The organism is Citrobacter sp. Cpo126 (assembly GCF_030332445.1).
GTDB classification, from domain to species: Bacteria; Pseudomonadota; Gammaproteobacteria; order Enterobacterales; family Enterobacteriaceae; genus Citrobacter; species Citrobacter portucalensis.
In genome coordinates, this window is the sequence record NZ_JAOWHT010000037.1 from 114,917 (window position 1) to 138,338 (window position 23,422).

The 23,422-nt window shown below is 52.9% G+C and carries 22 protein-coding genes and 1 tRNA gene; 11 read left to right on the forward strand and 12 right to left on the reverse strand.

Translation table 11 applies throughout. The features are described 5' to 3' along the window. Nucleotides 1–28: 28 nt before the first annotated feature. From OGY17_RS17225 to OGY17_RS17235, 3 genes are all read right to left on the reverse strand, one after another. Nucleotides 29–331 carry a type II toxin-antitoxin system RelE/ParE family toxin gene (locus tag OGY17_RS17225; RefSeq protein ID WP_008786498.1) on the reverse strand — a complete coding sequence of 101 codons (303 nt, stop codon included), beginning with the start codon at nucleotides 329–331 and terminating at the stop codon, nucleotides 29–31. A gap of 3 nt (nucleotides 332–334) precedes the next feature. Further along, entirely contained in the window at nucleotides 335–595 is a 261-nt protein-coding gene (locus OGY17_RS17230; RefSeq protein WP_008786497.1) for a type II toxin-antitoxin system Phd/YefM family antitoxin, read from the reverse strand. A gap of 174 nt (nucleotides 596–769) precedes the next feature. Further along, a complete protein-coding gene (locus OGY17_RS17235) occupies nucleotides 770–1,060 on the reverse strand; it encodes a SymE family type I addiction module toxin (protein ID WP_193134851.1) in 291 nt (96 codons plus the stop codon). 135 nt (nucleotides 1,061–1,195) lie between these two features. On the opposite strand from OGY17_RS17235, the gene OGY17_RS17240 reads away from it, so the two are divergent. Continuing rightward, on the forward strand, nucleotides 1,196–1,390 hold the full coding sequence (locus tag OGY17_RS17240; RefSeq protein ID WP_008786495.1) for a toxin-antitoxin system HicB family antitoxin: 195 nt from the start codon (nucleotides 1,196–1,198) through the stop codon (nucleotides 1,388–1,390). Nucleotides 1,391–1,398: 8 nt separating this feature from the next. On the opposite strand, the gene OGY17_RS17245 is transcribed toward OGY17_RS17240, so the two are convergent. Both OGY17_RS17245 and OGY17_RS17250 read right to left on the reverse strand, forming a co-directional pair. After that, on the reverse strand, nucleotides 1,399–1,965 hold the full coding sequence (locus OGY17_RS17245) for a DUF6680 family protein (protein ID WP_060682980.1): 567 nt from the start codon (nucleotides 1,963–1,965) through the stop codon (nucleotides 1,399–1,401). A 108-nt stretch (nucleotides 1,966–2,073) separates the two neighbouring features. Continuing rightward, nucleotides 2,074–2,168: transfer RNA gene (locus tag OGY17_RS17250), tRNA-Sec, on the reverse strand. Between the two features lie 290 nt (nucleotides 2,169–2,458). Between OGY17_RS17250 and OGY17_RS17255 the strand changes: the two genes are divergently transcribed. From OGY17_RS17255 to OGY17_RS17295, 9 genes are all read left to right on the forward strand, one after another. Further along, a complete protein-coding gene (locus tag OGY17_RS17255; RefSeq protein WP_103014665.1) occupies nucleotides 2,459–3,841 on the forward strand; it encodes a glycoside-pentoside-hexuronide family transporter in 1,383 nt (460 codons plus the stop codon). Nucleotides 3,842–3,851: 10 nt separating this feature from the next. Continuing rightward, complete coding sequence (gene yicI, locus OGY17_RS17260; RefSeq protein ID WP_286607895.1) at nucleotides 3,852–6,170, forward strand: alpha-xylosidase; 2,319 nt, start codon at nucleotides 3,852–3,854, stop codon at nucleotides 6,168–6,170. Nucleotides 6,171–6,626: 456 nt separating this feature from the next. Beyond that, nucleotides 6,627–8,180, forward strand: a complete 1,554-nt coding sequence (locus OGY17_RS17265) for a BglG family transcription antiterminator (RefSeq protein WP_204558687.1) — start codon at nucleotides 6,627–6,629, stop codon at nucleotides 8,178–8,180. A 26-nt stretch (nucleotides 8,181–8,206) separates the two neighbouring features. Then, complete coding sequence (locus OGY17_RS17270; protein WP_286607899.1) at nucleotides 8,207–8,677, forward strand: PTS sugar transporter subunit IIA; 471 nt, start codon at nucleotides 8,207–8,209, stop codon at nucleotides 8,675–8,677. Nucleotides 8,678–8,696: 19 nt separating this feature from the next. Beyond that, nucleotides 8,697–9,017, forward strand: coding sequence for a PTS fructose transporter subunit IIB (locus OGY17_RS17275; RefSeq protein ID WP_003827230.1), 321 nt, complete (start codon nucleotides 8,697–8,699; stop codon nucleotides 9,015–9,017). Nucleotides 9,018–9,043: 26 nt separating this feature from the next. Then, a complete protein-coding gene (locus OGY17_RS17280; protein ID WP_008786488.1) occupies nucleotides 9,044–10,135 on the forward strand; it encodes a PTS fructose transporter subunit IIC in 1,092 nt (363 codons plus the stop codon). A gap of 11 nt (nucleotides 10,136–10,146) precedes the next feature. Further along, nucleotides 10,147–10,998, forward strand: a complete 852-nt coding sequence (locus OGY17_RS17285) for a class II fructose-bisphosphate aldolase (RefSeq protein WP_008786487.1) — start codon at nucleotides 10,147–10,149, stop codon at nucleotides 10,996–10,998. Between the two features lie 80 nt (nucleotides 10,999–11,078). Next, the gene (locus OGY17_RS17290; protein ID WP_286607902.1) at nucleotides 11,079–11,939 is read left to right on the forward strand and encodes a ketose-bisphosphate aldolase; all 861 of its coding nucleotides are present in this window, start codon (nucleotides 11,079–11,081) and stop codon (nucleotides 11,937–11,939) included. Between the two features lie 49 nt (nucleotides 11,940–11,988). Continuing rightward, nucleotides 11,989–12,666 (forward strand): D-lyxose/D-mannose family sugar isomerase, encoded by a 678-nt coding sequence (locus tag OGY17_RS17295; RefSeq protein WP_020996051.1) that lies wholly within the window; start codon nucleotides 11,989–11,991, stop codon nucleotides 12,664–12,666. 42 nt (nucleotides 12,667–12,708) lie between these two features. Here the strand turns inward: OGY17_RS17295 and OGY17_RS17300 are convergent, their stop codons facing one another. Both OGY17_RS17300 and xanP read right to left on the reverse strand, forming a co-directional pair. Next, entirely contained in the window at nucleotides 12,709–14,418 is a 1,710-nt protein-coding gene (locus OGY17_RS17300; protein ID WP_286607905.1) for an AsmA family protein, read from the reverse strand. 121 nt (nucleotides 14,419–14,539) lie between these two features. After that, nucleotides 14,540–15,931 (reverse strand): xanthine/proton symporter XanP, encoded by a 1,392-nt coding sequence (gene xanP / locus OGY17_RS17305; protein ID WP_003024026.1) that lies wholly within the window; start codon nucleotides 15,929–15,931, stop codon nucleotides 14,540–14,542. 225 nt (nucleotides 15,932–16,156) lie between these two features. On the opposite strand from xanP, the gene gltS reads away from it, so the two are divergent. Next, nucleotides 16,157–17,362, forward strand: coding sequence for a sodium/glutamate symporter (gene gltS / locus OGY17_RS17310; protein ID WP_003024029.1), 1,206 nt, complete (start codon nucleotides 16,157–16,159; stop codon nucleotides 17,360–17,362). Nucleotides 17,363–17,404: 42 nt separating this feature from the next. On the opposite strand, the gene recG is transcribed toward gltS, so the two are convergent. From recG to gmk, 5 genes are read right to left on the reverse strand one after another with little or no spacing between them, the layout of a single operon-like run. Further along, the gene (recG, locus tag OGY17_RS17315; RefSeq protein WP_008786484.1) at nucleotides 17,405–19,486 is read right to left on the reverse strand and encodes an ATP-dependent DNA helicase RecG; all 2,082 of its coding nucleotides are present in this window, start codon (nucleotides 19,484–19,486) and stop codon (nucleotides 17,405–17,407) included. A gap of 5 nt (nucleotides 19,487–19,491) precedes the next feature. Continuing rightward, nucleotides 19,492–20,181 carry a tRNA (guanosine(18)-2'-O)-methyltransferase TrmH gene (gene trmH / locus OGY17_RS17320; protein ID WP_008786483.1) on the reverse strand — a complete coding sequence of 230 codons (690 nt, stop codon included), beginning with the start codon at nucleotides 20,179–20,181 and terminating at the stop codon, nucleotides 19,492–19,494. Between the two features lie 4 nt (nucleotides 20,182–20,185). Next, on the reverse strand, nucleotides 20,186–22,300 hold the full coding sequence (spoT, locus tag OGY17_RS17325; RefSeq protein ID WP_003024038.1) for a bifunctional GTP diphosphokinase/guanosine-3',5'-bis pyrophosphate 3'-pyrophosphohydrolase: 2,115 nt from the start codon (nucleotides 22,298–22,300) through the stop codon (nucleotides 20,186–20,188). 18 nt (nucleotides 22,301–22,318) lie between these two features. Continuing rightward, on the reverse strand, nucleotides 22,319–22,594 hold the full coding sequence (gene rpoZ / locus OGY17_RS17330) for a DNA-directed RNA polymerase subunit omega (RefSeq protein WP_000135058.1): 276 nt from the start codon (nucleotides 22,592–22,594) through the stop codon (nucleotides 22,319–22,321). A gap of 54 nt (nucleotides 22,595–22,648) precedes the next feature. Beyond that, the gene (gene gmk, locus OGY17_RS17335) at nucleotides 22,649–23,272 is read right to left on the reverse strand and encodes a guanylate kinase (RefSeq protein WP_003024042.1); all 624 of its coding nucleotides are present in this window, start codon (nucleotides 23,270–23,272) and stop codon (nucleotides 22,649–22,651) included. Between the last annotated feature and the right edge of the window lie 150 nt (nucleotides 23,273–23,422).

The window sequence follows — 23,422 nt, forward strand, 5'->3', positions numbered from 1 at the left end:
TAGCGCCATCCGGCATTAAGGTGGTGGGTTACAAACGTTGTCCCAGATGTTTTGTTGGTACTCGGCTTTGGTGTAAGACTGCCAATACAACAATATTTGTGTCTTGTGCACAGTAGTAAATCATATGACTAACATAAGGAAAGCTGTAAACATCTGCACCAAAATCATCAATGCGATGCTGCCCCATGCCTGGCATTTCAGCTAACTGAGAGAGAACGACCTGTAATTTCCTAAGATAATCCCTGGACTGTTTAGCGCCCCAATTTCTTGATGTGTAATCACGGATTTCAATAATATCGTGCTGTGCTTCCCCAGTAAGTTTGTAACTCACTTTTTATCCTTTGTGTTGATCCATCAACTCATCAAAAAAAGCATCACCATCAACAATATTGCCCAAATGAATATCGTTTTGAGCACGCTGAATTTTGGCCTTCAGTAACTGGAGCTTCATGGCTTCCATTTGTTCATAGTCCTCAATGGAAACGACGACTGCAACAGGTTTACCGTTACGGTTAATTTGCACAGGTTCTCGCTGCGCTTTAAGTAGCATATCGCCAAACTGGGTTTTGGCTTCATTTGCCGTAAGAGTATGCATATTGCCACCATTTCGCATGAATCGTTCGATTCGTTCATTATAGTCGATATCTTTCTGGTGGTCACTATGAGGTGGAGAGCAGGCAAAGGGGATAGTGAAAGTTGGCCGGATAAGCGCAAGCGCCATCCGGCACCAAGTAAACCTGTAAGTACCGCTTGCAGGTTCAGCCGTGCTTCACTGGAGAGTCGCAAGCGTGCTCTCAATTCTTTTTAACTTCTGATTGGCCTCTTTCAGCTCATCCTGCAACCGTTGCTCCTGCTCGCCATAGACCATCAGGACGATACAGCCATTCATCACTTTTACGGTAATCTGTTGCCCGGTATCAAACCCCGCTTCGCGTAGCCACTTGCCGGAAAGAATAATTTTGGGTGTAGATTTGTCGAAAACATTAGGGCGGTATCCCACAATTACCGAACGCTCAGTTCCGGATTGGTCGATGTCTGGGGTAGAATGCGAATCAGCCATAATCAACTCCTTGATAGTTGATGAGGTTAGCTCTCGTCGGGTACTGCGAGTACCAGGCGAGGGCGTTATAAGTCAGGTCGCCAGATATAAAGGTACGTACCTGGTTGGTGGTGTACTGCTCTTATAGGTACGTACATGTCAACAGCTAAACGCGATCCAAATCAGTCTAAATCCGGAAAAGCACCAACTTTCCAGATTCGTATCACACCCGAGTTAAAGGCGCAGTTCGAGGCTGCGGCAAAGGCCGAAGGGATGAGTTTAGGGAATTGGCTCAAAACATTAGGGAGAAAGGAGTTGGAACGGTTAGGTATTGAGCCACAGGATAAATAGTGAATAGATTAATTGCCCTGTCTTGCAGGAATATTTATAATTTCCATTTTTAGGGCATTTTCTCCTGAGAATATTGCAGCCAACCCCTGTCTAATTTTTAATTTATCGTTTTCTATTGCCCCGTGGGCCATAGGTGAATATATGGCTGTTTGTAATTGAACTCGCTCAAAATCATACCCAATATCTTTCGCTATCTCTGATAGCAAGTCTAGAAAAAGATTGTTGCTTGTTTGGTTCCATATGGTGCCAGATGCATTATCATTATCAGGGTAAGATGTATTTAAATGCGCAAAGTATAGTTTCCACGAAGATAATACCTTACTTTCAGAATCGCTTCTCTTGGTTCTTCCTCTTTTTATTTTTCCGTAAAATGCTAAGTCGATCATATTTAATGCGCGAACATGTTCATTAGACAGTCGAGAGTTCTGAGATCGAGTAGCCATAAGTTGTTTGAATATATCAATTTTTAATGATTTTTTCTGAGAATATCTTTCTATAAATTTCTGTGTCTGAATGGCTAATAATGGGCTAATTACAGTAGCAGCGATGGCCATGATCGTAAGGGCAGTGCTCATATGGGATTCTCGTTAATCATAAATGAAAATAGATATTGTGGGCGAGAATTATAAAAGCATGCATATGCTGAGAATATATGGCAAATGGCTGGGATGATATGAGAATTTTGGCGGAAGATCACAGGAGTCGAACCTGCCCGGGACCGCTGGCGGCCCCAACTGGATTTGAAGTCCAGCCACCTCACCGGAGATGACGATCTTCCGCGCCTCGATTGCTACATGGAGGCGGGGCGCATTATAGCTACTTCCAAACGTTTCCACACCCCCTCACTCACTTTTTTAACTTCCGTTTCTCCATACCATGACCAGTTTCAAATAAATCCCCGCAAAATCCATTACTTACACTTAGACACATTTTTTGACGCTACTCTGATCACAGAAAACAAGAATCGTAATCTGATAACGAGATATCGGAATACCCGCGCTCACAGGGATGGTTTACAAGAACTGTAACCGGTATCAGTGCGTGTGAAAGTGCTAACAAGGATGCGTAATGAAAAGTGAGATTTTGTCCGTTAAAGAGAAGATTGGCTACGGCATGGGCGATGCCGCCAGCCACATCATCTTTGATAACGTTATGTTATATATGATGTTCTTCTATACCGATATTTTTGGTATCCCGGCCGGTTTTGTCGGCACGATGTTCTTACTGGCTCGCGCGCTGGATGCTATCTCAGACCCTTGCATGGGACTGCTCGCCGACCGCACCCGTTCGCGCTGGGGGAAATTCCGCCCGTGGGTGCTGTTTGGCGCTCTGCCATTTGGTCTGGTCTGTGTGCTCGCCTACAGCACGCCGGATCTCAGCCTGCACGGCAAAATGATTTATGCCGCAATCACCTACACGCTGCTGACCCTGCTTTATACCGTGGTGAATATTCCCTACTGCGCGCTGGGCGGTGTGATAACCAATGACCCAACGCAGCGTATCTCCCTGCAGTCATGGCGCTTTGTGCTGGCGACGGCGGGCGGCATGCTCTCCACCGTGCTGATGATGCCGCTGGTGAATCTGATTGGCGGCGAAGATAAAGCGTTGGGCTTCCAGGGCGGGATTGCCGTGCTCTCGGTTGTGGCGTTCCTGATGCTGGCGTTTTGCTTCTTCACTACCAAAGAACGTGTGGAAGCGCCGCCGAGCAGCAACTCAATGCGTGAAGACCTGCGCGACATCTGGCAGAACGACCAATGGCGCATCGTCGGCCTGCTGACCATCCTCAACATCCTTGCCGTCTGCGTACGCGGCGGGGCGATGATGTATTACGTCACCTGGATTCTGGGTACCCCGGAAGTGTTTGTCGCCTTCCTCACCACCTATTGCGTCGGCAATCTTATCGGCTCTGCGCTGGCAAAACCGCTGACTGACTGGAAATGCAAAGTCAGCGTCTTCTGGTGGACGAACGCCCTGCTAGCGGTCGTCAGTCTGGCAATGTTCTTTGTGCCGATGCACGCAAATCTCACCATGTTCGCCTTCATCTTCGTGATTGGCGTACTGCATCAGCTCGTGACGCCAATCCAGTGGGTGATGATGTCCGACACCGTTGATTACGGCGAGTGGTGTAACGGAAAACGTCTGACGGGGATCAGCTTCGCGGGCACGCTGTTCGTGCTGAAGCTGGGTCTGGCGCTCGGCGGGGCGATGATCGGCTGGATGCTGGCGGGCGGCGGTTACGATGCCGCAGCGAAAACCCAGAACAGCGCCACCATTAGCATCATTATCGCATTGTTCACGATTGTCCCGGCTATTTGTTACCTGTTGAGTGCCGTGATTGCCAAACGCTTTTATACCCTGAAAACGCCGTATCTGACGGAAATCATGAGTCAGCTGGCTCAGGGTGCGCACCGCAATCAGCAGGATTTTTCGACGAAAGAATTACAGAACTAAGGAACCAACGATGAAAATTAGCGACGGAAACTGGCTGACGCAGCCTGGCCTGAATTTAACTCACCCGATTCAGGTATTCGAGGTCGAGCAACAGGGTAACGAGATGATTGTCTACGTTGCACCGCGCGATGTGCGTGAACGTACCTGGCAACTGGATACTCCACTCTTCACCCTGCGCTTTTTCTCGCCGCAGGAAGGCGTGGTTGGGGTGCGTATGGAACACTTCCAGGGCGCGTTGGATAACGGTCCGCACTATCCGCTGAACGTGCTGCAGGACGTCAATGTAGAGATACAAAACACCGCTGAATTTGCCGAACTGAAAAGCGGAAATTTGAGCGTGCGGGTCACTAAAGGTGAGTTCTGGTCGCTGGATTTCCTGCGTAACGGTGAACGTATTACCGGCAGCCAGCTGAAAAATAACGGCTACGTGCAGGACACCAATAGCGGGAAAAACTATATGTTTGAACGCCTGGATCTGGGCGTTGGCGAAACGGTGTACGGTCTGGGCGAGCGCTTTACTGCGCTGGTACGTAACGGCCAGACGGTGGAAACATGGAACCGCGATGGCGGCACCAGTACCGAGCAGTCTTACAAGAACATCCCGTTTTATCTCACCAACCGTGGTTACGGCGTGCTGGTAAACCATCCGCAGTGCGTGTCGTTTGAAATTGGCTCTGAGAAAGTGTCAAAAGTGCAGTTCAGCGTTGAAAGCGAGTATCTGGAATATTTCGTCATCGACGGCCCTACGCCGAAAGCGGTGCTGGATCGCTATACCCGCTTTACCGGTCGTCCGGCGCTGCCGCCAGCCTGGTCATTCGGTTTGTGGCTGACTACATCGTTCACCACTAATTACGATGAAGCGACGGTGAACAGTTTTATCGATGGGATGGCCGAGCGCAATCTGCCGCTGCACGTCTTCCATTTCGACTGCTTCTGGATGAAAGCCTTCCAGTGGTGCGACTTTGAGTGGGATCCGGTGACCTTCCCTGACCCGGAAGGTATGATCCGCCGCCTGAAAGAGAAAGGGCTGAAGGTCTGCGTATGGATAAACCCCTATATCGGCCAGAAATCCCCGCTTTTCAATGAACTGAAAGATAAAGGTTATCTGCTCAAGCGCCCGGACGGCTCCCTGTGGCAATGGGATAAATGGCAGCCGGGCCTGGCGATTTATGACTTTACCAATCCTGAAGCCTGCGAGTGGTATGCCAACAAGTTGAAAGGTCTGGTGGATATCGGCGTTGATTGCTTCAAAACTGACTTTGGCGAACGCATTCCTACTGACGTTCAGTGGTTTGACGGTGCCGATCCGCAGAAAATGCACAACCATTATGCGTACATCTACAACGAACTGGTATGGAACGTGCTGAAAGAGACCGTCGGTGAAGAAGAGGCCGTGCTGTTCGCCCGTTCGGCCTCGGTCGGCGCGCAGCAGTTTCCGGTGCACTGGGGCGGCGACTGCTACGCCAACTATGAATCGATGGCCGAAAGTCTGCGTGGCGGGTTGTCCATTGGTCTGTCCGGCTTTGGTTTCTGGAGTCACGATATTGGCGGCTTTGAGAATACCGCCCCGGCGCACGTCTACAAGCGCTGGTGTGCGTTCGGGCTGCTCTCCAGCCACAGCCGCCTGCACGGTAGTAAATCCTACCGTGTGCCATGGGCGTACGATGATGAATCCTGCGACGTGGTACGCTACTTCACTGAGCAGAAATGCCGCATGATGCCATACCTGTATCGCGAAGCGGCGCGCGCCAATGAACTCGGAACGCCGATGATGCGCGCAATGATGCTGGAGTTCCCGGACGATCCGGCATGTGATTATCTCGACCGCCAGTACATGCTGGGCGATAGCGTGATGGTTGCGCCGGTGTTTAGCGAGGCGGGTGATGTGCAGTTCTATCTTCCGGAAGGACGCTGGACGCATCTGTGGCGTAACGACGAGGTGGCGGGCAGCCGCTGGCATAAGCAGCAGCATGACTTCCTGAGTCTGCCGGTTTATGTGCGCGACAATACACTGCTGGCGCTGGGCTGCAATAACCAGAAGCCGGACTACGCCTGGCACGAAGGGACGGCGTTCCAGCTGTTCCATCTGCAGGAGGGTCGGGAGGCGATTTGTGAAGTCCCGGCGGCTGACGGCTCGGTTATCTTCACGCTGAAAGCGACGCGCACGGGTAATACCATCACCGTGCAAGGAAGTGGCGAAGCGCGTAACTGGACGCTGTGTCTGCGTAATATTACGCAGGTTAGCGGCGTGAAGGGCGGCTCGTCTGTGGGCAGTGAGTGGGGAACGGTTGTCACGCCGGATGCGGATGTGCTGACGATTACCCTGTAAGTAAATCTCAACGTGGGCTGGATGGCGACGCAATGCGTTTTATCCGGCCCACGCTGCGAGCAGCATTCCAGATCTGAAAACCCAAAATATCCTGAATTAAATTTTTAGCTCCCCATATTTGCGAGCGATATCACTCTGAATCCCACGAAAAATGTGATCTGCGCCGTAAATATCTCACTATTTCCCGTTTTTGTCTTATTTCTGTCCGGAATACAGGACACGATTTAGTATTGTTGGCGCATCGTAGTCCTCTTATATTTATCATCACGGATTACACGTGGAGCATAAATGCTTCTTTATAACCTAAATAATTCGAGTTGCAGGAAGGCGGCGACGCAGCGAATCCCCTGAACGTACATAAGTACGTGACTGGGGTGAGCGAGGAAAACCAACGCACATGCAGCTTGAAGTATGACGGGTATAGATATTTAATCTGGTATGTAATAAGGGTAAATAATGCAAATGATTACCTCGCGACAAAACAGATTATTAAAATTTCTTCTGTCTAAGAAGGAATATGTCACGCTGCTGAAAATTGCCGAATATTTATCTGTTTCAGAGAAAACTGTGCAGCGCGATCTGCGCTTACTGGAACCATGGTTATCAGAATGGAAAATAGCCATCGATAAACGTGCTGGTGCTGGGGTGATATTAAGTGCAGATAATATTACCGACCTTTTATATATGGACCAGTTATTAGGATCGGAGGGTGATGATGCTGACGGCATGATGAATAATTCACGGCGAGTCAAGATAGCTTCACAGTTATTAAGCGAAACGCCGCATGAAACGTCGATCAGTAAATTATCCGAACGTTATTTCATTAGTAGCGCATCGATTGTTAACGATCTGAAAGTAATTGAATCCTGGATTACCCCGTTGGGCCTGTCGTTGATTCGTAGTCAGAGCGGCACGCACATTGAAGGCAGCGAGAGCGGTGTGCGCCAGGCGATGGCATCGCTGATTAACGGTGTGATTAACCATAATGAACCCGGCAGCGTGATTTATTCACGCCTGGATCCGGGCAGTTATAAAGCGTTAGTGCATTACTTTGGCGAAGAAGACGTTTTATTTGTCCAGACGTTATTGCAGGAAATGGAGAACGACCTGTGCTGGTCGCTCGGCGAGCCTTATTACGTCAATATCTTTACCCATATTCTGATCATGATGTACCGCATCACGCGGGGCAATGCGCTTCCGAGAAAAGAAGAGAGCATCTCTACCTGTGATGAGAACATATTTTCCATTGCCAGTCGCATGATTCAGCATATCGAAAAACGCATTGCCCACCCGCTGCCGGAAGACGAAGTCTGGTTTATATATCAATACATTATCTCCTCGGGTGTGGTGATTGAAGAGCATAATGACGTGAGTGTGATTGGCCATATGCACTCCAGCGACGAAGCGCGTTTGATTACCCATCGGTTGATTGCCACCTTCGCCGAGATGGTCGACAGCGATCTTAGCCAGGACACGGCGCTGTATGACGGATTGCTGATCCACATTAAGCCGCTGATTAACCGACTGAACTACCAGATCCGCATTCGTAATCCGCTGCTGGAGGATATCAAAGGCGAGTTGCAGGATGTGTGGCGTCTGACCCAGTGTGCGGTGAATCGGGTGTTTAGCGGTTGGGGCGAGCGGGCCGTGTCGGAAGATGAAGTGGGATATTTAACCGTGCATTTTCAGGCCGCAATGGAGCGTCAGATAGCGCGTAAACGCGTACTACTGGTCTGTTCAACGGGTATCGGCACTTCTCACTTACTCAAAAGCCGTATTCTGCGCGCCTTTCCGGACTGGACTATCGTCGGCGTGGTGTCGGCAGGCAGCCTGCCCTCTGTACTGACGGACGATATTGAACTGGTGGTATCGACGATTAATTTACCCGCGGTTGCCATGCCGGTCGTGTATGTCACTGCCTTCTTCAATGATGCGGATATTAAGCGGGTAACAGAAACGGTTATTACGGAAAAATTACATCGGGCGACGTCGCTGGTCGTTGAAAATTAATGTCTGAACTCCATGAGGTATGATTGATGGACATCACGAAAATACTCAATACAAATCGCGTTATTTTGGAAATGAAGGCTACAAGCAAAACGGAGGCTATTGAGGAACTGACGGATATTCTGCAAAAAGATGGAGCAATTAGCTGTCGCGAAACGTTTATTCAGGATGTCTGGCAACGTGAGTCAGAAGGCTCGACCGGCTTCGAAAACCATATTGCGATCCCGCACGGGAAATCCTCGGCGGTGGTCAATACCACGCTGGCGATTGGGCGTACCCGCCAGGATATTCCCTGGGAAACCCTGGACGGCAGCAATGTACGGTGCATTATTCTGTTTGCCGTACGTCTTGAAGATCAAAACACCACCCATATTCGTCTGCTTTCGCAGGTTGCTGGCGCGTTGGCAGATGACGACATTATTGAACAACTATTAGTTGAAAGTAGTCCACAAAAAATTATTGAGCTTTTTAGCCAATATGCTGAATCCAATGTCTGCTAAATAAAATGTGGAGCATGTTATGAATATTGTTTGTGTTGCCGCCTGTACGGCGGGTATTGCGCACACCTATATTGCCCGTGAGAAGTTAATTAAAGGTGCCAAAGCGCTTGGTCATAATATAAAAGTTGAAACCCAGGGCACCATTGGCACAGAAAACGAACTGCTGACAGAAGATATTTCTGCGGCTGATGTCGTGATTCTTGCTGTCGATGTAAAAATAAAAGGGGAGGAGCGATTTTCAAACAAACGCATTGTGCGAGTAAAAACTGAAATCGTCATAAAATCGCCCATTCAGTTTCTTGAAAAGGTCGAAAAATCATTAGTTAATAATAACCAGTAGCGATCCTCATTTTGGAGGGGTTTCACATGAGTGAAAATAAAATTCCGCTATCTCAGGAAATAAAAAAACATTTATTAACGGGAATTTCGTGGATGATCCCGTTAATTGTCGCCGCCGGGATCTGTATTGCTCTCGGGCAAATACTTGGCGGCACTAACGTCGGTGAAAAAACAGGAACCATTCCCTGGATGCTCAACCAGATTGGCGGCTGGGGGATGGGGTTAATCGTACCGCTGATTAGTGCGGCGATTGCGTACTCCATTGCTGACCGTCCGGGATTCGCGCCGGGCCTGATTGTCGGCTTCGTCTGCGGAGAAATTCATACCGGTTTTATCGGTGGGATGCTGGGCGGATTTCTGGTCGGTTATACCGTCCTGCTGCTCAAGCGCTATATCCGTTTGCCGCAGTCGATGCAGGGGTTGATGCCCATTATGGTGCTGCCGGTACTGAGTACCGTCATTGGCGGCCTGTTGATGATGACGCTGATTGGCAAGCCGATTGCCTGGCTGCAGGACGCGTTGATTCATCTGCTGGAGTCCATGCAGGGCGGATCCCGCTTTCTGATGGGCGCTATCCTCGGTGCGATGGCGACATTCGACTTCGGTGGGCCGGTGAATAAAACCATGTCGCTGTTTGCTGACGGCATGCTGGTCAGCGGCGTGTACGGTCCGGAAGCGGTGAAGTTTGTTGGTTCGATGATCCCTCCATTTGGCATTACGCTCTCTTTCCTGCTGACGCGTCACAAGTACACCCGTGCGGAACGTGAGGCGCTGAAGGCCGCATTCCCGATGGGGTTCTGCATGATTACCGAAGGGGTTATTCCGATTGCGGCGCGCGACCTGCTGCGGGTGGTGGGCTCCTGCGTGGTGGCCTCGGCGATTGCGGGTGGCCTGATTATGGTGTGGGGTGTCGAAAGTCCGGTACCGCACGGCGGCATGTTTGTGGTTCCGCTCTTTACGCATCCGTTGCTGTTTTGCCTGGCGCTGGGGATCGGTACGTTGATTTGTGGCGTCATGCTGTCGCTGTGGAAGAAACCGGTAACCGAGCGTGATGAAGAGTTTGACGAACTCAGCGATCAAAAGCTGAAAGACGAAGAAATCACCTTCACCCTGGAATAACCGGAGGCCGTATGTTTGCCGATATGAAAAGCATGGTGACCAAAGCCTGGCGCGAGCAGTACGCGCTGCTGGCCATCAACTGTATGAACCTGGAAAGCGCCCGCGCAGCGGTGCGAGTGGCGGAGAAACACCGTGCGCCCATCATTCTGAATTTGTATCAGGGGCATCTGGAGCATTTTCCGGCCCCGATAGCGGCAGCGGTGGTCAAAACGCTGGCAGAGGAAGCCTCGGTACCGGTCGCGCTGGCGCTGGATCATGGAAAGGATCCTGTACGCATTCGCCAGGCTTTTCGCGCCGGATTCAGCGGCTTAATGATCGACGCCTCCGCCTTTGCGCTGGAGGAGAACATTCGCCAGACCCGGGCGGTGGTTGAGCTTGCCGCCAGCGTTTCTCTGTGCGTGGAAGGCGAGCTGGGCCATCTGGCCGATGCTCCGTGCTATGACCACGCCGCTAACGCTGATTTGATGACCCAGGTCGCCGACGTGGAACCCTTCATCCAACAGACCGGGATCGATTTGCTGGCGGTGTCGGTGGGTACGGCACACGGCATGTACGCGCCGGGTATCACTCCTGCTATTGATTTCCAGCGGCTGGAGGAAATAGCCCGGTTATCAACGGTGCCGCTGGCGCTGCATGGCGGCAGCGGAACGCCGTTTGACCAGCTACAGCGCTGCCCGACGTTTGGTGTCGCCAAGATAAACGTTGGTGCGGCGGTTTTCGAAGCCGGAAAGGCTGCGCTACTGCATACCCTGTGTCGCGACACATCCGGTGAACTCGTTGATGCCCTGGCCCTGATGGAACAGGCCTGCGAGGAAGCCATTATTCCGTACCTGCAGGCCAGCGGCGCTATCGGCAAAGCCTGATTCATTTTCTGTAACGCCTTCTATGCCTCTGCGATGACGCACTGGCAGGGCTTTCTACACCCTGAAACTGGAGAATTAACATGTTAGTTTCGATGAAAGAATTACTGCAACCTACCCGTCAGCACGGTTTTGCCATCGGCGCATTCAACGTGGCGGACAGCTGCTTTGTACGCGCAGTAGTGGAAGAAGCGGAAGCGACCAATACCCCGGCGATTATCTCCATTCACCCCAGCGAACATGATTTTGTCGGCGATGCGTTTTTTAGCTATGTCCGTGATATCACCCTGCGCAGCCCGGTTCCCTTTACTCTGCATCTGGACCACGGCGCTTCGGTTGAGCATGTCCTGCGAGCGATTCAGTGTGGGTTTACCTCGGTGATGATTGATGGCTCGCTGCTACCATATGATGAGAACGTGGCGCTGACCCGCGAAGTGGTCAAACTGGCGCATGCGGTAGGTGTTTCGGTGGAAGGGGAGTTGGGAACGATTGGCCAGACTGGGACGTCAGTGGAAGGCGGCGTGTCGAAAGTAACTTATACCGATCCTGCTCAGGCTGAGGATTTTATCGCCCGAACGGGTGCAGACACGCTGGCGGTGGCGATTGGAACCGCGCACGGGATCTACCCGAAAGGGATGCAGCCTGAGCTGCAAATGAACATCCTGCGCGACATCGCCGGGCGTGTGGATATTCCGCTGGTGCTGCACGGTGGTTCCGCGAACCCGGATGCGGAAATTGCCGAATCCGTGACGCTAGGCGTTGGCAAAATCAACATTTCCAGCGATATGAAATACGCCTACTTCCAGAAAGTCCGCGAAATCCTGGCGAAAGAAACCTGGTGGGACCCGAACGTAATCTATCCGGAAGCCATTAGCGCCGCGCGGGACGTGATCCGCCACAAAATGAAACTGTTCGGTTCAACCGGCAAAGCATCACTTTACTAACGGCATGCAGGCGGGGCGACCCGCCTCTTTCGCAACAAGGAAAAGTGGAATGAAGCGTTCACACATTAATTATGCCGTCGATAAAGCGCATGCCATCGCTGAGACTTTTCGGGTCTGTCTGCCTGATTTTGCGTATTTTACGGTCGATGCCTGGCGGCAACAGGATCAAACTCTGTGGCGTGAAGTGCGCGATCTCCAGTTGGGCTGGGATATTACCGACTTCGGGCACGGAGATTTTGCGCAAACGGGGCTGACGTTACTAACGTTGCGCAATGGTCTGATGGGGTCAGCGGATTACCCCAAATCGTATGCCGAAAAGATGCTGCAAATTCAGCAGGATCAGCAAACGCCATGGCATTTTCATCGCCATAAAATGGAAGATATCGTTAATCGCGGCGGCGGTGATTTATGTATGCAGCTGGCGTGGGTCACGCCTGATGATGAGTATGACGCCCGACGCGTTGTTGAGGTTAGCGTGGATGGTCAGCGGCGTACCGTTAACGCTGGCGAGACGCTGGTATTGAAACCGGGACAAGGAGTGTGCCTGCCACCGCGCTTGTATCATCGCTTTTGGGCGGAGAAGGCGTTCGTGCTGGGCTGGGAAATCTCGATGGTCAATGACGACCAGCATGACAACCACTTTCTGGAACCTGGCGGTCGCTTCCCGGTGATTGAAGAAGACGAGCCGGTGAAATGGCTGTTGTGCAGTGAATATATTCGCTTATGAGCGTGAGTAGGCCCGGTAAGCGAAGCGTCACCGGGCAATAAATCATTGTGCGGGTGGTGGTGCAGTGACTTCACTCCCCGAAACCACGCCCGCCTGCATGGTTTGCGTTACCTGCTGTTTCTCCACGTTCACCGCATGCAGCTGACCGTTGACCGTTGGCTTGAGCGGCGCATCGGCCTGAATATTGCCGCTGGCGGTAAGCTGGATGTTGCCACCGCCGGAAAGCGGCAGTGCGGGCCAGCCCCACTGCTGCAGGATCGTCATTGGCACGCCGCGCCCGTTCAGGCTGACCTGCGTCTGGCGCTGAGGTAGCTGCGAAATGCTGGCGGTGGCCTCCAGCAGTCCTTTTTCCGTATAGGCGCTCAGTTCGCTGATATTGATGGTGCTGCTGTTTGCCGTTAGCGCCAGAGAAGGACGACGCACATCCGTACGGTTAAAGGTGGCTGCGGCAGCGTTGAGGGTGGCGCTCCCGCTCCAGATCCCCCACTGATTGTTCTGTACCAGCCCGAGGTTAGCGCCGTAGCCGTCCAGCGCGGTGAGCTGCCACGGGAAACTCGGATCGATATCAATCACCAGATTGCGGCTGGCGCTGAATTTCTTCAGCGTCAGGCTGTTTAGCCACGCTGGCAGGGGTTTCATCCACAGCTGCTTCCAGTTTTCCGGCAGCGTGTATTCCAGACCAGCAATAGCGGCATCGTCAAGGACCAGCGCTTTGTTGCTGCGCATCCAGTTTCCGGATGTTCTGACCATACCGCCTTCCCAGCGGGTGGTGAACTGGCGCAGCGCAATGCCCTGCGGTGAGAACTCGGCGTTCAGAATCGGATCGAAGAAGTGCAGAGAGCCGTAAATAAACTCGCTGGCATTCATCGACAGTTTGCCTTCCTGAGTTTGCCAGTCGTCCTTGCTGAAGGTCATGTTGCGCAAGCTCAGATCGAGATCCGTCACCGCCCAATCGGGGCCTTGCAGACGGGCATCCGTCACTTCCAGACGACCAATTTGCAGGGAAGGAATAGTGCTTAACGGGGCAAAAAAGTCGGCCAGCGATTTGTCGCTTTGCAGCCGGATATCGTTCAGGCGCAGATTCTCCACAACCCAGCTCCCGTCGGCATTGCGTTGCGCTACGCCGGTTAATGCCCCACGCGCCACGTCAGCGCCAATATTGCTTAGCGTCACCCGGTCATGGTCGATGCTGCCTTCAATCAAGACGTTGGTAGTTGGAACATCGTTGAGCGTCAACGAACTGGCGCTGAGCTGAATTTGCGCTTTGCTCCCGAGAATTTTACCTGCCTCAGGGCTCCAGGGAATGACGCCGCCGTTAACGCGCTGGGCGCTGAGGTTCCACTCGCTGCCGGGGCTGTTAAGCGCCATATCCTGCAATTGCAGGCGATCGGCCTGGAACGGCAGCGGTGCGGTTTGCTGGGAAAGATTCAGCGTGCCGTTTTGCAACAAAATGGTGTCTACGTGCAGCGGGTCGGTGATTTGGCGGCTACTCAGCCCAATATCGACTGTTTTAGCGACCAGCGTTGCGGGCTGACCATCCCGGCCAAAGGTGACGTTTTCCAGCAGAATATGGGAAGGGGAGGAAAACCGGTGATCGATGGCATCAAACGCCAGATGGTAGCTGCTGTTCTCCGAAACCCAGGCGCTGACGTGCTCTGCCCCCCAGCGGGTTTGCAGTAGAAAATAAAGGCCGAGAATCGCCACTGCAAGGGCGATCAGCACGTAAAGAAGCAGCTTTCCAATAAATTTCATGGTCTTCCATCCCGCGAAGTGCACATAGTCAAGTTATGCACGATTTAGGCGCAATGCTCAAGGCGGGAATGGTGAAAGAGCGTTACAGCGGCGTTGATTCAGAACCAACGCCGCATTTTGCTTATTGCTTTTCTGGTGGGAATACCAGATTCAGAACGATTGCGGTAATACCGCCAGCGGCGATACCGGAAGAGAGTAGGTTTTTCACCCAATCCGGGGCGAACTGGAGAATCAGCGGCTGCTGGGAAACACCCAGACCAACGGCCAGCGACAGCGCGATAATCAGAATCGCGCGGCGGTTCAACGGCTCGCGGGACACGATACGCACACCGGATGCTGCGATAGTACCGAACATCACCAGCGTTGCGCCGCCCAGTACCGGCTCAGGAATATGCTGTACAAAACCGCTGACTGCCGGGAACAGGCCCAGCGCGATCAACATCAGCGCCACCACAAAACCAACGTAGCGGCTGGCAACGCCTGTTAACTGAATAACCCCATTGTTCTGGCCAAAACAGGAGTTCGGGAAGGTGTTGAACACGGCGGAAACAAACGAGTTCAGACCGTTCGCCAGCACGCCGCCTTTCAGGCGCTTCATATACAGCGGACCAGAAACCGGCTGCTCGGAGACATCAGAGGTGGCCGTAATATCGCCGATGGTTTCCAGTGACGTGATCATAAAGACCAGCATCAGCGGCAGTAGTAAACTCCAGTCGATGCCCAGGCCATAATACAGCGGCGTTGGCACCATCAGCAGGTCCTGACTTACCGGTGCGGTATTTTGCGGCAGCATGTCCATAAACCAGGCCAGCAGATAGCCTGCCGCCATCGCAATCACCAATGACGCAACGCGCAGGTACGGGTTGCGTTGACGGTTAAGCAGGATGATTAGCGCCAGCACCACGCCTGCCAACAGTAAATTCTTCGGCGCACCAAAGGTGTTGTCGCTCATTGCGGCATAGCCACCGCCAATCGATGTCAGACCTACCTGAATCAGCGACAGGCCGATAATCATCACCACCACCCCTGAGACCAGCGGAGTAATAATACGACGCGCCAGGTGCAGGACACGCGAGATAACCATCTCGGTGCAGCTTGCCAGCATCAGCGTACCGAACAGCGCCGCCATCATGGTTGGGACATCTGCGCCACCGGTTTTTAGCGCCGTACCGCCCATAATCAGTGGCGCAACAAAGTTAAAGCTGGTGCCCTGAATGGATAGCAGCCCTGAGCCGACCGGCCCCCAGGCTTTGATCTGAATGATAGAAGCCACGCCGGAGGCGAACAGCGACATACTGATAATGTGTTGAGTATCCTGAGCCGGTAAACCAAGCGCCTGGCAAATTAACAGAGCAGGGGTGATCACCGCGACGAACATGGCCAGCAGATGCTGGCAGGCGGCAAACAGGGTCTGGGCTAACGGGGGGCGATCTTCAAGACGGTAAATCAGTTCACTGTTGTGAGTCTGCGCAACCGGTTGCGCATTTGTTGACTCTACGGCGTTAACGGACATCAGAGGCAATCCCATGGTGGAAAAGCGGTGATTTTATCTGACCAGGGCAGAAAAGCAAACGTTTGCTAGCAGGTATTCTTAATATTTAAAACGGATAAACAAACATTTTTATATAACTTTTCATCATTTTCTGCTTAAAATCCACTCCGAAAACTCAATAAGAGCTAAAAATCGGTCTGGAATGCATCGTGCGTGATTGTGCTAAACGCACTAATGGAGCTGTAAATGTTTTATCTCGATACGTTATCAACGCTGGTTGCGGCAACCCTTGTGTTGCTGCTGGGACGTAAGCTCGTCCAGTCTGTTTCCTTCCTGAAAAAATACACCATTCCCGAACCCGTTGCTGGCGGATTGCTGGTGGCGATTGCGCTGCTGGTGCTGAAAAAAAGCATGGGTTGGGAAGTGAATTTCGATATGACCCTGCGCGATCCGCTGATGCTGGCCTTCTTCGCCACTATCGGTCTGAACGCCAATATCGCCAGTTTGCGTGCCGGTGGCCGCGTGGTGGGTATCTTTCTGATTGTGGTTGTTGGCCTGTTGCTGATGCAAAACGCCATCGGTATTGGTATGGCGACCCTGCTGGGTCTGGACCCGCTGATGGGTCTGATCGCTGGCTCGATCACTCTCTCTGGTGGACACGGAACCGGGGCCGCGTGGAGCAAGCTGTTTATTGAACGTTATGGCTTCACCAATGCAACTGAAGTGGCAATGGCTTGCGCAACGTTTGGTCTGGTGCTGGGCGGGCTGATTGGCGGCCCGGTGGCACGCTATCTGGTCAAACACTCCACCACGCCAGACGGTATGCCGGACGATCAGGCCGTGCCGACCGCATTTGAAAAGCCGGACGTTGGGCGCATGATCACTTCGCTGGTGCTGATTGAAACCATTGCTCTGATCGCTATCTGTCTGACGGTGGGTAAAATCGTTGCGCAAATGCTGGTTGGAACAGTGCTGGAATTGCCGACCTTCGTCTGCGTCCTGTTTGTTGGGGTGATCCTCAGTAACGGTCTGGCGCTACTGGGTTTTTATCGGGTGTTCGAACGTGCAGTTTCGGTGCTGGGTAACGTAAGTCTGTCGCTGTTCCTGGCGATGGCGCTGATGAGTCTGAAGCTGTGGGAACTGGCTTCACTGGCCTTGCCGATGCTGGCAATCCTGGTTGTGCAGACTATTTTCATGGCGCTGTACGCGATATTCGTCACCTGGCGCATGATGGGTAAGAACTACGATGCCGCCGTGCTGGCAGCCGGACACTGTGGTTTTGGTCTCGGCGCGACGCCGACGGCGATTGCCAACATGCAGGCGATTACCGAACGTTTTGGACCATCCCATATGGCGTTTCTGGTGGTGCCGATGGTGGGGGCGTTCTTTATCGATATCGTCAACGCGCTGGTGATTAAGCTGTATCTGCTGTTACCGATTTTCGCGCAATAACGGCTGTGCGGCGGGGTAACATCCGCCGCCGCTATGAATTAACTACGCGTTGGAGTAGCGTTCGGTTTCCGGCATCCAGCGCTCTATCAGTGCCGCGGCCTGTTGCGGATAACGTTCGTGAATATGGCGGGCGATGCGCTGAACTTCCGGAATAATCGCCTGATCGCGCAGTAAATCTGCGACCTTGAATTCTGCCGTTCCGGTCTGGCGAGTACCTAACAGCTCGCCGGGGCCGCGAATCTCTAAATCTTTTTGCGCAATTACGAACCCGTCGTTGCTGTCTCGCAGAACCTGCAGGCGTTTCTGCGCGGTTTTAGACAGCGGTGATTTGTAGAGCAGAACGCAGTGGGAAGCCACCGCGCCACGGCCTACGCGACCACGCAACTGGTGCAACTGGGCCAGACCTAAGCGTTCCGGGTTTTCAATAATCATCAGACTGGCGTTTGGCACGTCCACGCCCACTTCAATCACCGTGGTGGCAACCAGCAGATGCAGTTCACCCTGCTTAAAGGCCGCCATTACCGACTGCTTCTCGGCGGGCTTCATGCGCCCGTGTACCAGGCCAATATTGAGTTCTGGCAGCGCCAGTTTAAGCTCTTCCCACGTCGCTTCTGCCGCCTGAGCTTCCAACAAGTCAGACTCTTCAATCAGCGTACAGACCCAGTATGCTTGACGTCCTTCGTGGGTACAGGCGTTGCGCACGCGATCAATAATATCGCTGCGGCGGGTATCCGGAATGGCGACCGTAGTGACCGGCGTACGCCCCGGAGGGAGTTCGTCAATGACCGATGTGTCGAGGTCAGCATAGGCCGTCATCGCCAGGGTACGTGGAATCGGCGTGGCGGTCATGATTAGCTGGTGTGGGTGGAAACCCTGCTGCTGACCTTTCTCCCACAGCGCCAGACGCTGATGTACGCCGAAGCGGTGCTGTTCGTCGATGATAACCAGCGCCAGCCCGTTGAACTGCACCTGTTCCTGGAAAATCGCGTGCGTGCCGACAATCATCTGCACCTGACCGCTGGCGATAGCTTCCTGTTGCGCCAGACGCGCTTTACCTTTCTGCTTGCCCGCCAGCCAGCCCACTTCAACGCCCAGTGGCGCGAACCAGTTGCGGAAGTTATTCGCATGCTGTTCAGCCAATAGTTCGGTAGGAGCCATTAGCGCAACCTGCTTACCATGTGCGATAGCCCGCAGCGCGGCCAGCGCGGCAACCAGCGTTTTACCGGAGCCGACATCACCCTGTACCAGGCGCATCATCGGCACATCCAGTGCCATATCGCGTTCAATCTCAGCGGTAACATGGGCCTGTGCGCCAGTAGGTTTGAACGGCAATGCTGCCAGCAGCTTATCTTTTAGCGCGTTGTTAGCACTTAACGGCTGGGCGTGAAAACGCTGTGCCCCGGCACGTAGTGCCAGCATGCTGAGATTATGCGCCAGCAGTTCTTCGAGAATCAGACGTCGCTGCGCCGGATGTTGTCCGGTTTCCAGATCGCTGAGTTGCAGCGACGGTGGGGGGCGGTGCAATGTGCGCAGTGCTTCGGGTAGGCTCATCATGCCCTGTAACAGCTCTGGCGGCAGCAGTTCGGCAATGGCGCAGGTATCGAGCAGATCCAGTGCCTGATCGGTCAGCTTGCGCAGCGTGGCCTGCTTCACACCTTCGGTGGTTGGATACACTGGTGTGAGTGTTTCCTGCAATTCTGGCGTGCTGAGATCGCCTTGTACGCGGTATTCCGGGTGAATCATCTCTGCGCCATATTTCCCGCGTTTGGCTTCGCCGTAGGCCAGTACCCTACGCCCGGTAGCAAGGCTGTTTTTCATCGCTGCGCTGAAGTTGAAAAAGCGCATGGTGAGAATCCCCGAGCCATCGCTGATTTGACAGGTCATCATCCGGCGGCCGCCGAAGGTGATATTGCAGTTCAGCACTTCGCCTTCAACGGTGGCATAGACACCCGGCAGCAGTTCGCCAATTGGGTATAGATGGGTACGGTCTTCGTAACGCAGAGGGAGATGGAGCAGGAGGTCCTGCACGGTGTGCAGGCCAATTTTAGCCAGTTTACTGCTTTGCGCTGCGCCAACGCCGGTCAGAGAGTTGAGTGGGATGGCATCCAGTAAACGGCCTTTCATCGCGTTTATCTCGCAGATTGCATAGTGGCCCACCACGTTGCATCGGCTTCAATTTCGCCCTGCGTGTTTACGTGAGGGTAGGGAAGACCTTTGCGCTTAGCGACATTCGCCAGCACCGGATAACCGCCTTCAAACAGTAAGCGCTGCTGCTCTTCTTGTGGCAGCATGCTGTTTTCTCGTCGGTACATCCCCGCGTTTTGCCGCTGGCGCTGTGCTTCGTACAGAATCAGCGCGGAGGCGACAGAAACGTTCAGTGACTGCACCATGCCAGTCATGGGAATGATGATGTCCTGATCAGCCAGATCCAATGCTTCCTGAGTGATGCCGGTTTTCTCCTGGCCCATCAGGATGCAGGTGGGGCGCATGTAATCAATCTCGCGAAAATCCACGGCTTTATCTGACAGATGGGTTGCCAGGACCTGCATGCCCCGGCTTTTTAAATGTGTGACCGCATCGCCAATGGTAAGGTGAGTTTTCACCTGCACCCAACTGTTGCTGCCTGCGGCAGAAGAGGCCATGGTGCGCATACGGCTACCCGGCCAGACGGCGTGGACTTCATGCACGCCGACCGCATCTGCAGTACGAATAATCGCAGAAACGTTATGAGGTTTGTGAACCTGCTCCATGCAGACGGTCAGATCGGGCTGACGACGTGCGAGCATCTCGCGGATACGTGCATAGCGCTGTTCATTCATAAGACTAGTTTCGGTTACGGGTGACTTTTATCACGTCCGGCATGACGCGGATTTTGCGCATGATATTCGCCAGGTGCACACGATCGCGAGCGGTCAGGCGAATAAAGGCGCTATAAACGCGGCCATCTTTCTCTTCCGTATTCAAACTTTGAATATTGGAGGTGGTCGTGTTGATTGCCGCCGTCAGGTTCGCCAGAGCACCCTGGTGGTTAAACATATCCACCTTAATCTCGGTGATGAATTCCTGCTCCGTCTCTTTATCCCATTCCACCGCCATAAACTTCTCTGGCTCTTTCTGGTAGCCACGAATATTACGGCAGGACTCATGGTGGATCACCAGACCTTTACCCGGACTGACGTGGGCAATGATTGGATCACCTGGAATTGGACGACAGCATTTCGCGAAAGTGATCAGCACGCCGTCTGCGCCTTTGATTGGCAGATGACCATGGCCAGATTGTGCTGGTACGTTCGCTGTTGCTTCGCCCTGCTGGAGGTTTTTCGCTACCACCACGCTCATGGCGTTACCCAGACCGATTTCTGCGAGCAGATCGTCAAGCGTGGCGAGCTTCATACGCTCAAGCTCACGCTGGATGCTCTCTGGGGGGATCTCAGCCAATTTACGGCTACCGCCCAGGGCATGGTTGAGCAGTCGACGACCCAGACTGACGGAATCATCGCGCTTGAGGTTTTTCAACAGTTGGCGAATCTTGGCGCGCGCTTTCGAACTGACGACGAAGTTTAGCCACGCTGCGTTCGGACGTGCGCCCGGCGCGGTGATAATCTCAACGGTCTGGCCGCTAAAGAGCGGTTGTGAAAGCGGGTAAGGCTGTCTGTCGACGCGCGCGCCGACGCAGGCGTGACCGATATCGGTATGCACGGCGTAGGCGAAGTCGACAGGCGTTGCACCGGCGGGCAGTTCGACAATGCGCCCTTCCGGTGTGAAAACATAAATCTCATCCGGGAAGAGATCAGATTTGACGCTTTCAATAAATTCAAACGAGCTACCGGCGCTCTGCTGCAGTTCCAGCAAGCTTTGCATCCAGCGCTGAGCGCGGATTTGCGCAGTGGTGCTGCTTTCGCCGCCGTGCTCTTTGTAAGCCCAGTGCGCTGCGACACCCATCTCTGCCATCTGGTCCATGTCTTCAGTACGAATCTGTACTTCAACCGGGACGCCATGAGGGCCGATCATTGAGGTGTGCAAAGACTGATATCCGTTCGCTTTCGGAATGGCGATATAGTCTTTCACGCGACCAGGGCGTGGTTTGTACAGGCTGTGCATCTGGCCGAGTACGCGATAGCAGGTATCGGAATCATGAACGATGACGCGAAATGCGTAGATATCCATGATGGAGTGAAAACGCTGCTCTTTGAGCACCATTTTGCAGTAAATAGAGTACAGGTGCTTCTCACGCCCGCTTACGCGACACGGAATACCTGCCTCCTGCAAACGCCCTTCGATTTCCGAGAGGATTTTTTGGATCATCTCTTTGCGGTTGCCGCGAGCGGCTTTAACCACTTCTTTAATCACGCGATAGCGGTTTGGGTACAGCGCTTCAAAACCCAGCTCTTCCAGCTCGGTTTTAATGTGATGAATACCTAAACGGTGTGCCAGCGGACTATAGATTTCGAGGGTTTCACGGGCGATGCGGCGACGTTTGTCCGGGCGTAATGAGCCCAGCGTGCGCATGTTGTGGGTGCGGTCGGCAAGTTTGATGAGAATGACGCGGATATCCTGCACCATCGCCATAATCATCTTGCGAAAGTTTTCAGCTTGCGCCTCTTTCTTATCGCGAAACTTAAGCTTATCAAGTTTCGATACCCCTTCTACCAGCTCTGCAACGCTTTTACCAAAAAGCTGTTCCATGTCCTGATAGGTGGCTGGGGTATCTTCAATCACGTCATGCAGCAGCGCAGCCATCAGCGTTTCGTAGTCGAGTTTCATCTCGGCCAGAATGCAGGCTACCGCTACCGGGTGCGTGATATAGGGTTCACCGCTTGAACGTGTCTGGCCCTCGTGAGCGTCACGTGCAACGAGATACGCCTGCCGAAGACGCTTAATCTGGTCTTCCGGCAGGTAGTTTTGAATCAGTTGATTCAGGCTTTCAAACAGATACAAGGGCGACCCGCTTTGTGATTAACGACGACCTTCAGCAATAGCGGTAACGGCTTGTAATTCAGCGGCTTCCTGCTCTTGCTGTTCCTGGCGCTCACGCACGTCGAGGATCTGGTTGTTGATCAGACCTTCTTCGATTTCGCGCAGCGCGATAACGGTAGTTTTATCGTTTTCTTCTGGTACGAGCGGATCCTTTCCGCCTACCTGCATCTGACGAGCGCGACGCGCGGCGACCAGTACCAGGTCAAAACGGTTACCAATTTTCTCTACAGCGTCCTGAACAGTTACGCGTGCCATACTTAAAATGCTCCACAGGTGAAGAAATGACTGGGCATGATACTGAATGTGGGTTCAGTCTGCCAACAGTTTGCTGATTAAAGCGTCATGACGCTGCTTTTGGCGGCTCATGCGCAGACGTTCGGCGCGAATGATGGTTTTCAAATCGCCAAGGGCGGTGTCGAAATCATCATTCACAATAAGATAATCATATTCGGCGTAATGGCTCATTTCTGCAACAGCTTGCGCCATACGTTTCGCGATCACGTCTTCGCTATCCTGACCGCGGCCACGTAGGCGGCGGTCCAGCTCAATCTTAGACGGTGGCAAAATAAAAATACTGCGCGCATGCGGCATTTTTTCACGAATTTGCTGCGCACCTTGCCAGTCGATATCTAAAAAGACGTCTACGCCGGATGCTAATACTTGCTCAATGGTTTCACGCGAGGTGCCGTAGTAATTACCGAAAACCTCCGCGTGTTCCAGGAACGCGTCTCTGCCAATCATGGTTCTGAATTCATCATGGTTCACAAAGAAATAGTGTTCACCGTGCACTTCCCCCGGGCGCGGTGCGCGCGTAGTGTGCGAAACAGAAACCTGGGTGTCATACAACGGTTGGGTCTTTAATAAAGCCTGAATCAGGCTGGATTTACCCGCGCCACTGGGGGCAGAAACAATATAAAGCGTGCCTTGAGCCATGAGTATCTTAATGTATGTGATTGTCGAAAGAGAGCCTACATACGGGCTTATTATACACGTAGCCGCTATGTGACGTAGCCCTTGTCACACTTTTTGCGCATGTTTATTGCGTTTTGCGTACCAGTTTCCTGTTTTATCGGTGATTTGCAG

Excerpts from the sequence above, each read along its gene's own strand:
- OGY17_RS17230 (WP_008786497.1), bottom strand. The coding sequence starts at position 595 with ATGCATACTCTTACGGCAAATGAAGCCAAAACCCAGTTTGGCGATATG.
- OGY17_RS17235 (WP_193134851.1), bottom strand. The coding sequence starts at position 1,060 with ATGGCTGATTCGCATTCTACCCCAGACATCGACCAATCCGGAACTGAG.
- OGY17_RS17240 (WP_008786495.1), top strand. The coding sequence starts at position 1,196 with ATGTCAACAGCTAAACGCGATCCAAATCAGTCTAAATCCGGAAAAGCA.
- OGY17_RS17245 (WP_060682980.1), bottom strand. The coding sequence starts at position 1,965 with ATGAGCACTGCCCTTACGATCATGGCCATCGCTGCTACTGTAATTAGC.
- OGY17_RS17255 (WP_103014665.1), top strand. The coding sequence starts at position 2,459 with ATGAAAAGTGAGATTTTGTCCGTTAAAGAGAAGATTGGCTACGGCATG.
- yicI (WP_286607895.1), top strand. The coding sequence starts at position 3,852 with ATGAAAATTAGCGACGGAAACTGGCTGACGCAGCCTGGCCTGAATTTA.
- OGY17_RS17265 (WP_204558687.1), top strand. The coding sequence starts at position 6,627 with ATGCAAATGATTACCTCGCGACAAAACAGATTATTAAAATTTCTTCTG.
- OGY17_RS17270 (WP_286607899.1), top strand. The coding sequence starts at position 8,207 with ATGGACATCACGAAAATACTCAATACAAATCGCGTTATTTTGGAAATG.
- OGY17_RS17275 (WP_003827230.1), top strand. The coding sequence starts at position 8,697 with ATGAATATTGTTTGTGTTGCCGCCTGTACGGCGGGTATTGCGCACACC.
- OGY17_RS17280 (WP_008786488.1), top strand. The coding sequence starts at position 9,044 with ATGAGTGAAAATAAAATTCCGCTATCTCAGGAAATAAAAAAACATTTA.
- OGY17_RS17285 (WP_008786487.1), top strand. The coding sequence starts at position 10,147 with ATGTTTGCCGATATGAAAAGCATGGTGACCAAAGCCTGGCGCGAGCAG.
- OGY17_RS17290 (WP_286607902.1), top strand. The coding sequence starts at position 11,079 with ATGTTAGTTTCGATGAAAGAATTACTGCAACCTACCCGTCAGCACGGT.
- OGY17_RS17295 (WP_020996051.1), top strand. The coding sequence starts at position 11,989 with ATGAAGCGTTCACACATTAATTATGCCGTCGATAAAGCGCATGCCATC.
- OGY17_RS17300 (WP_286607905.1), bottom strand. The coding sequence starts at position 14,418 with ATGAAATTTATTGGAAAGCTGCTTCTTTACGTGCTGATCGCCCTTGCA.
- xanP (WP_003024026.1), bottom strand. The coding sequence starts at position 15,931 with ATGTCCGTTAACGCCGTAGAGTCAACAAATGCGCAACCGGTTGCGCAG.
- gltS (WP_003024029.1), top strand. The coding sequence starts at position 16,157 with ATGTTTTATCTCGATACGTTATCAACGCTGGTTGCGGCAACCCTTGTG.
- recG (WP_008786484.1), bottom strand. The coding sequence starts at position 19,486 with ATGAAAGGCCGTTTACTGGATGCCATCCCACTCAACTCTCTGACCGGC.
- trmH (WP_008786483.1), bottom strand. The coding sequence starts at position 20,181 with ATGAATGAACAGCGCTATGCACGTATCCGCGAGATGCTCGCACGTCGT.
- rpoZ (WP_000135058.1), bottom strand. The coding sequence starts at position 22,594 with ATGGCACGCGTAACTGTTCAGGACGCTGTAGAGAAAATTGGTAACCGT.
- gmk (WP_003024042.1), bottom strand. The coding sequence starts at position 23,272 with ATGGCTCAAGGCACGCTTTATATTGTTTCTGCCCCCAGTGGCGCGGGT.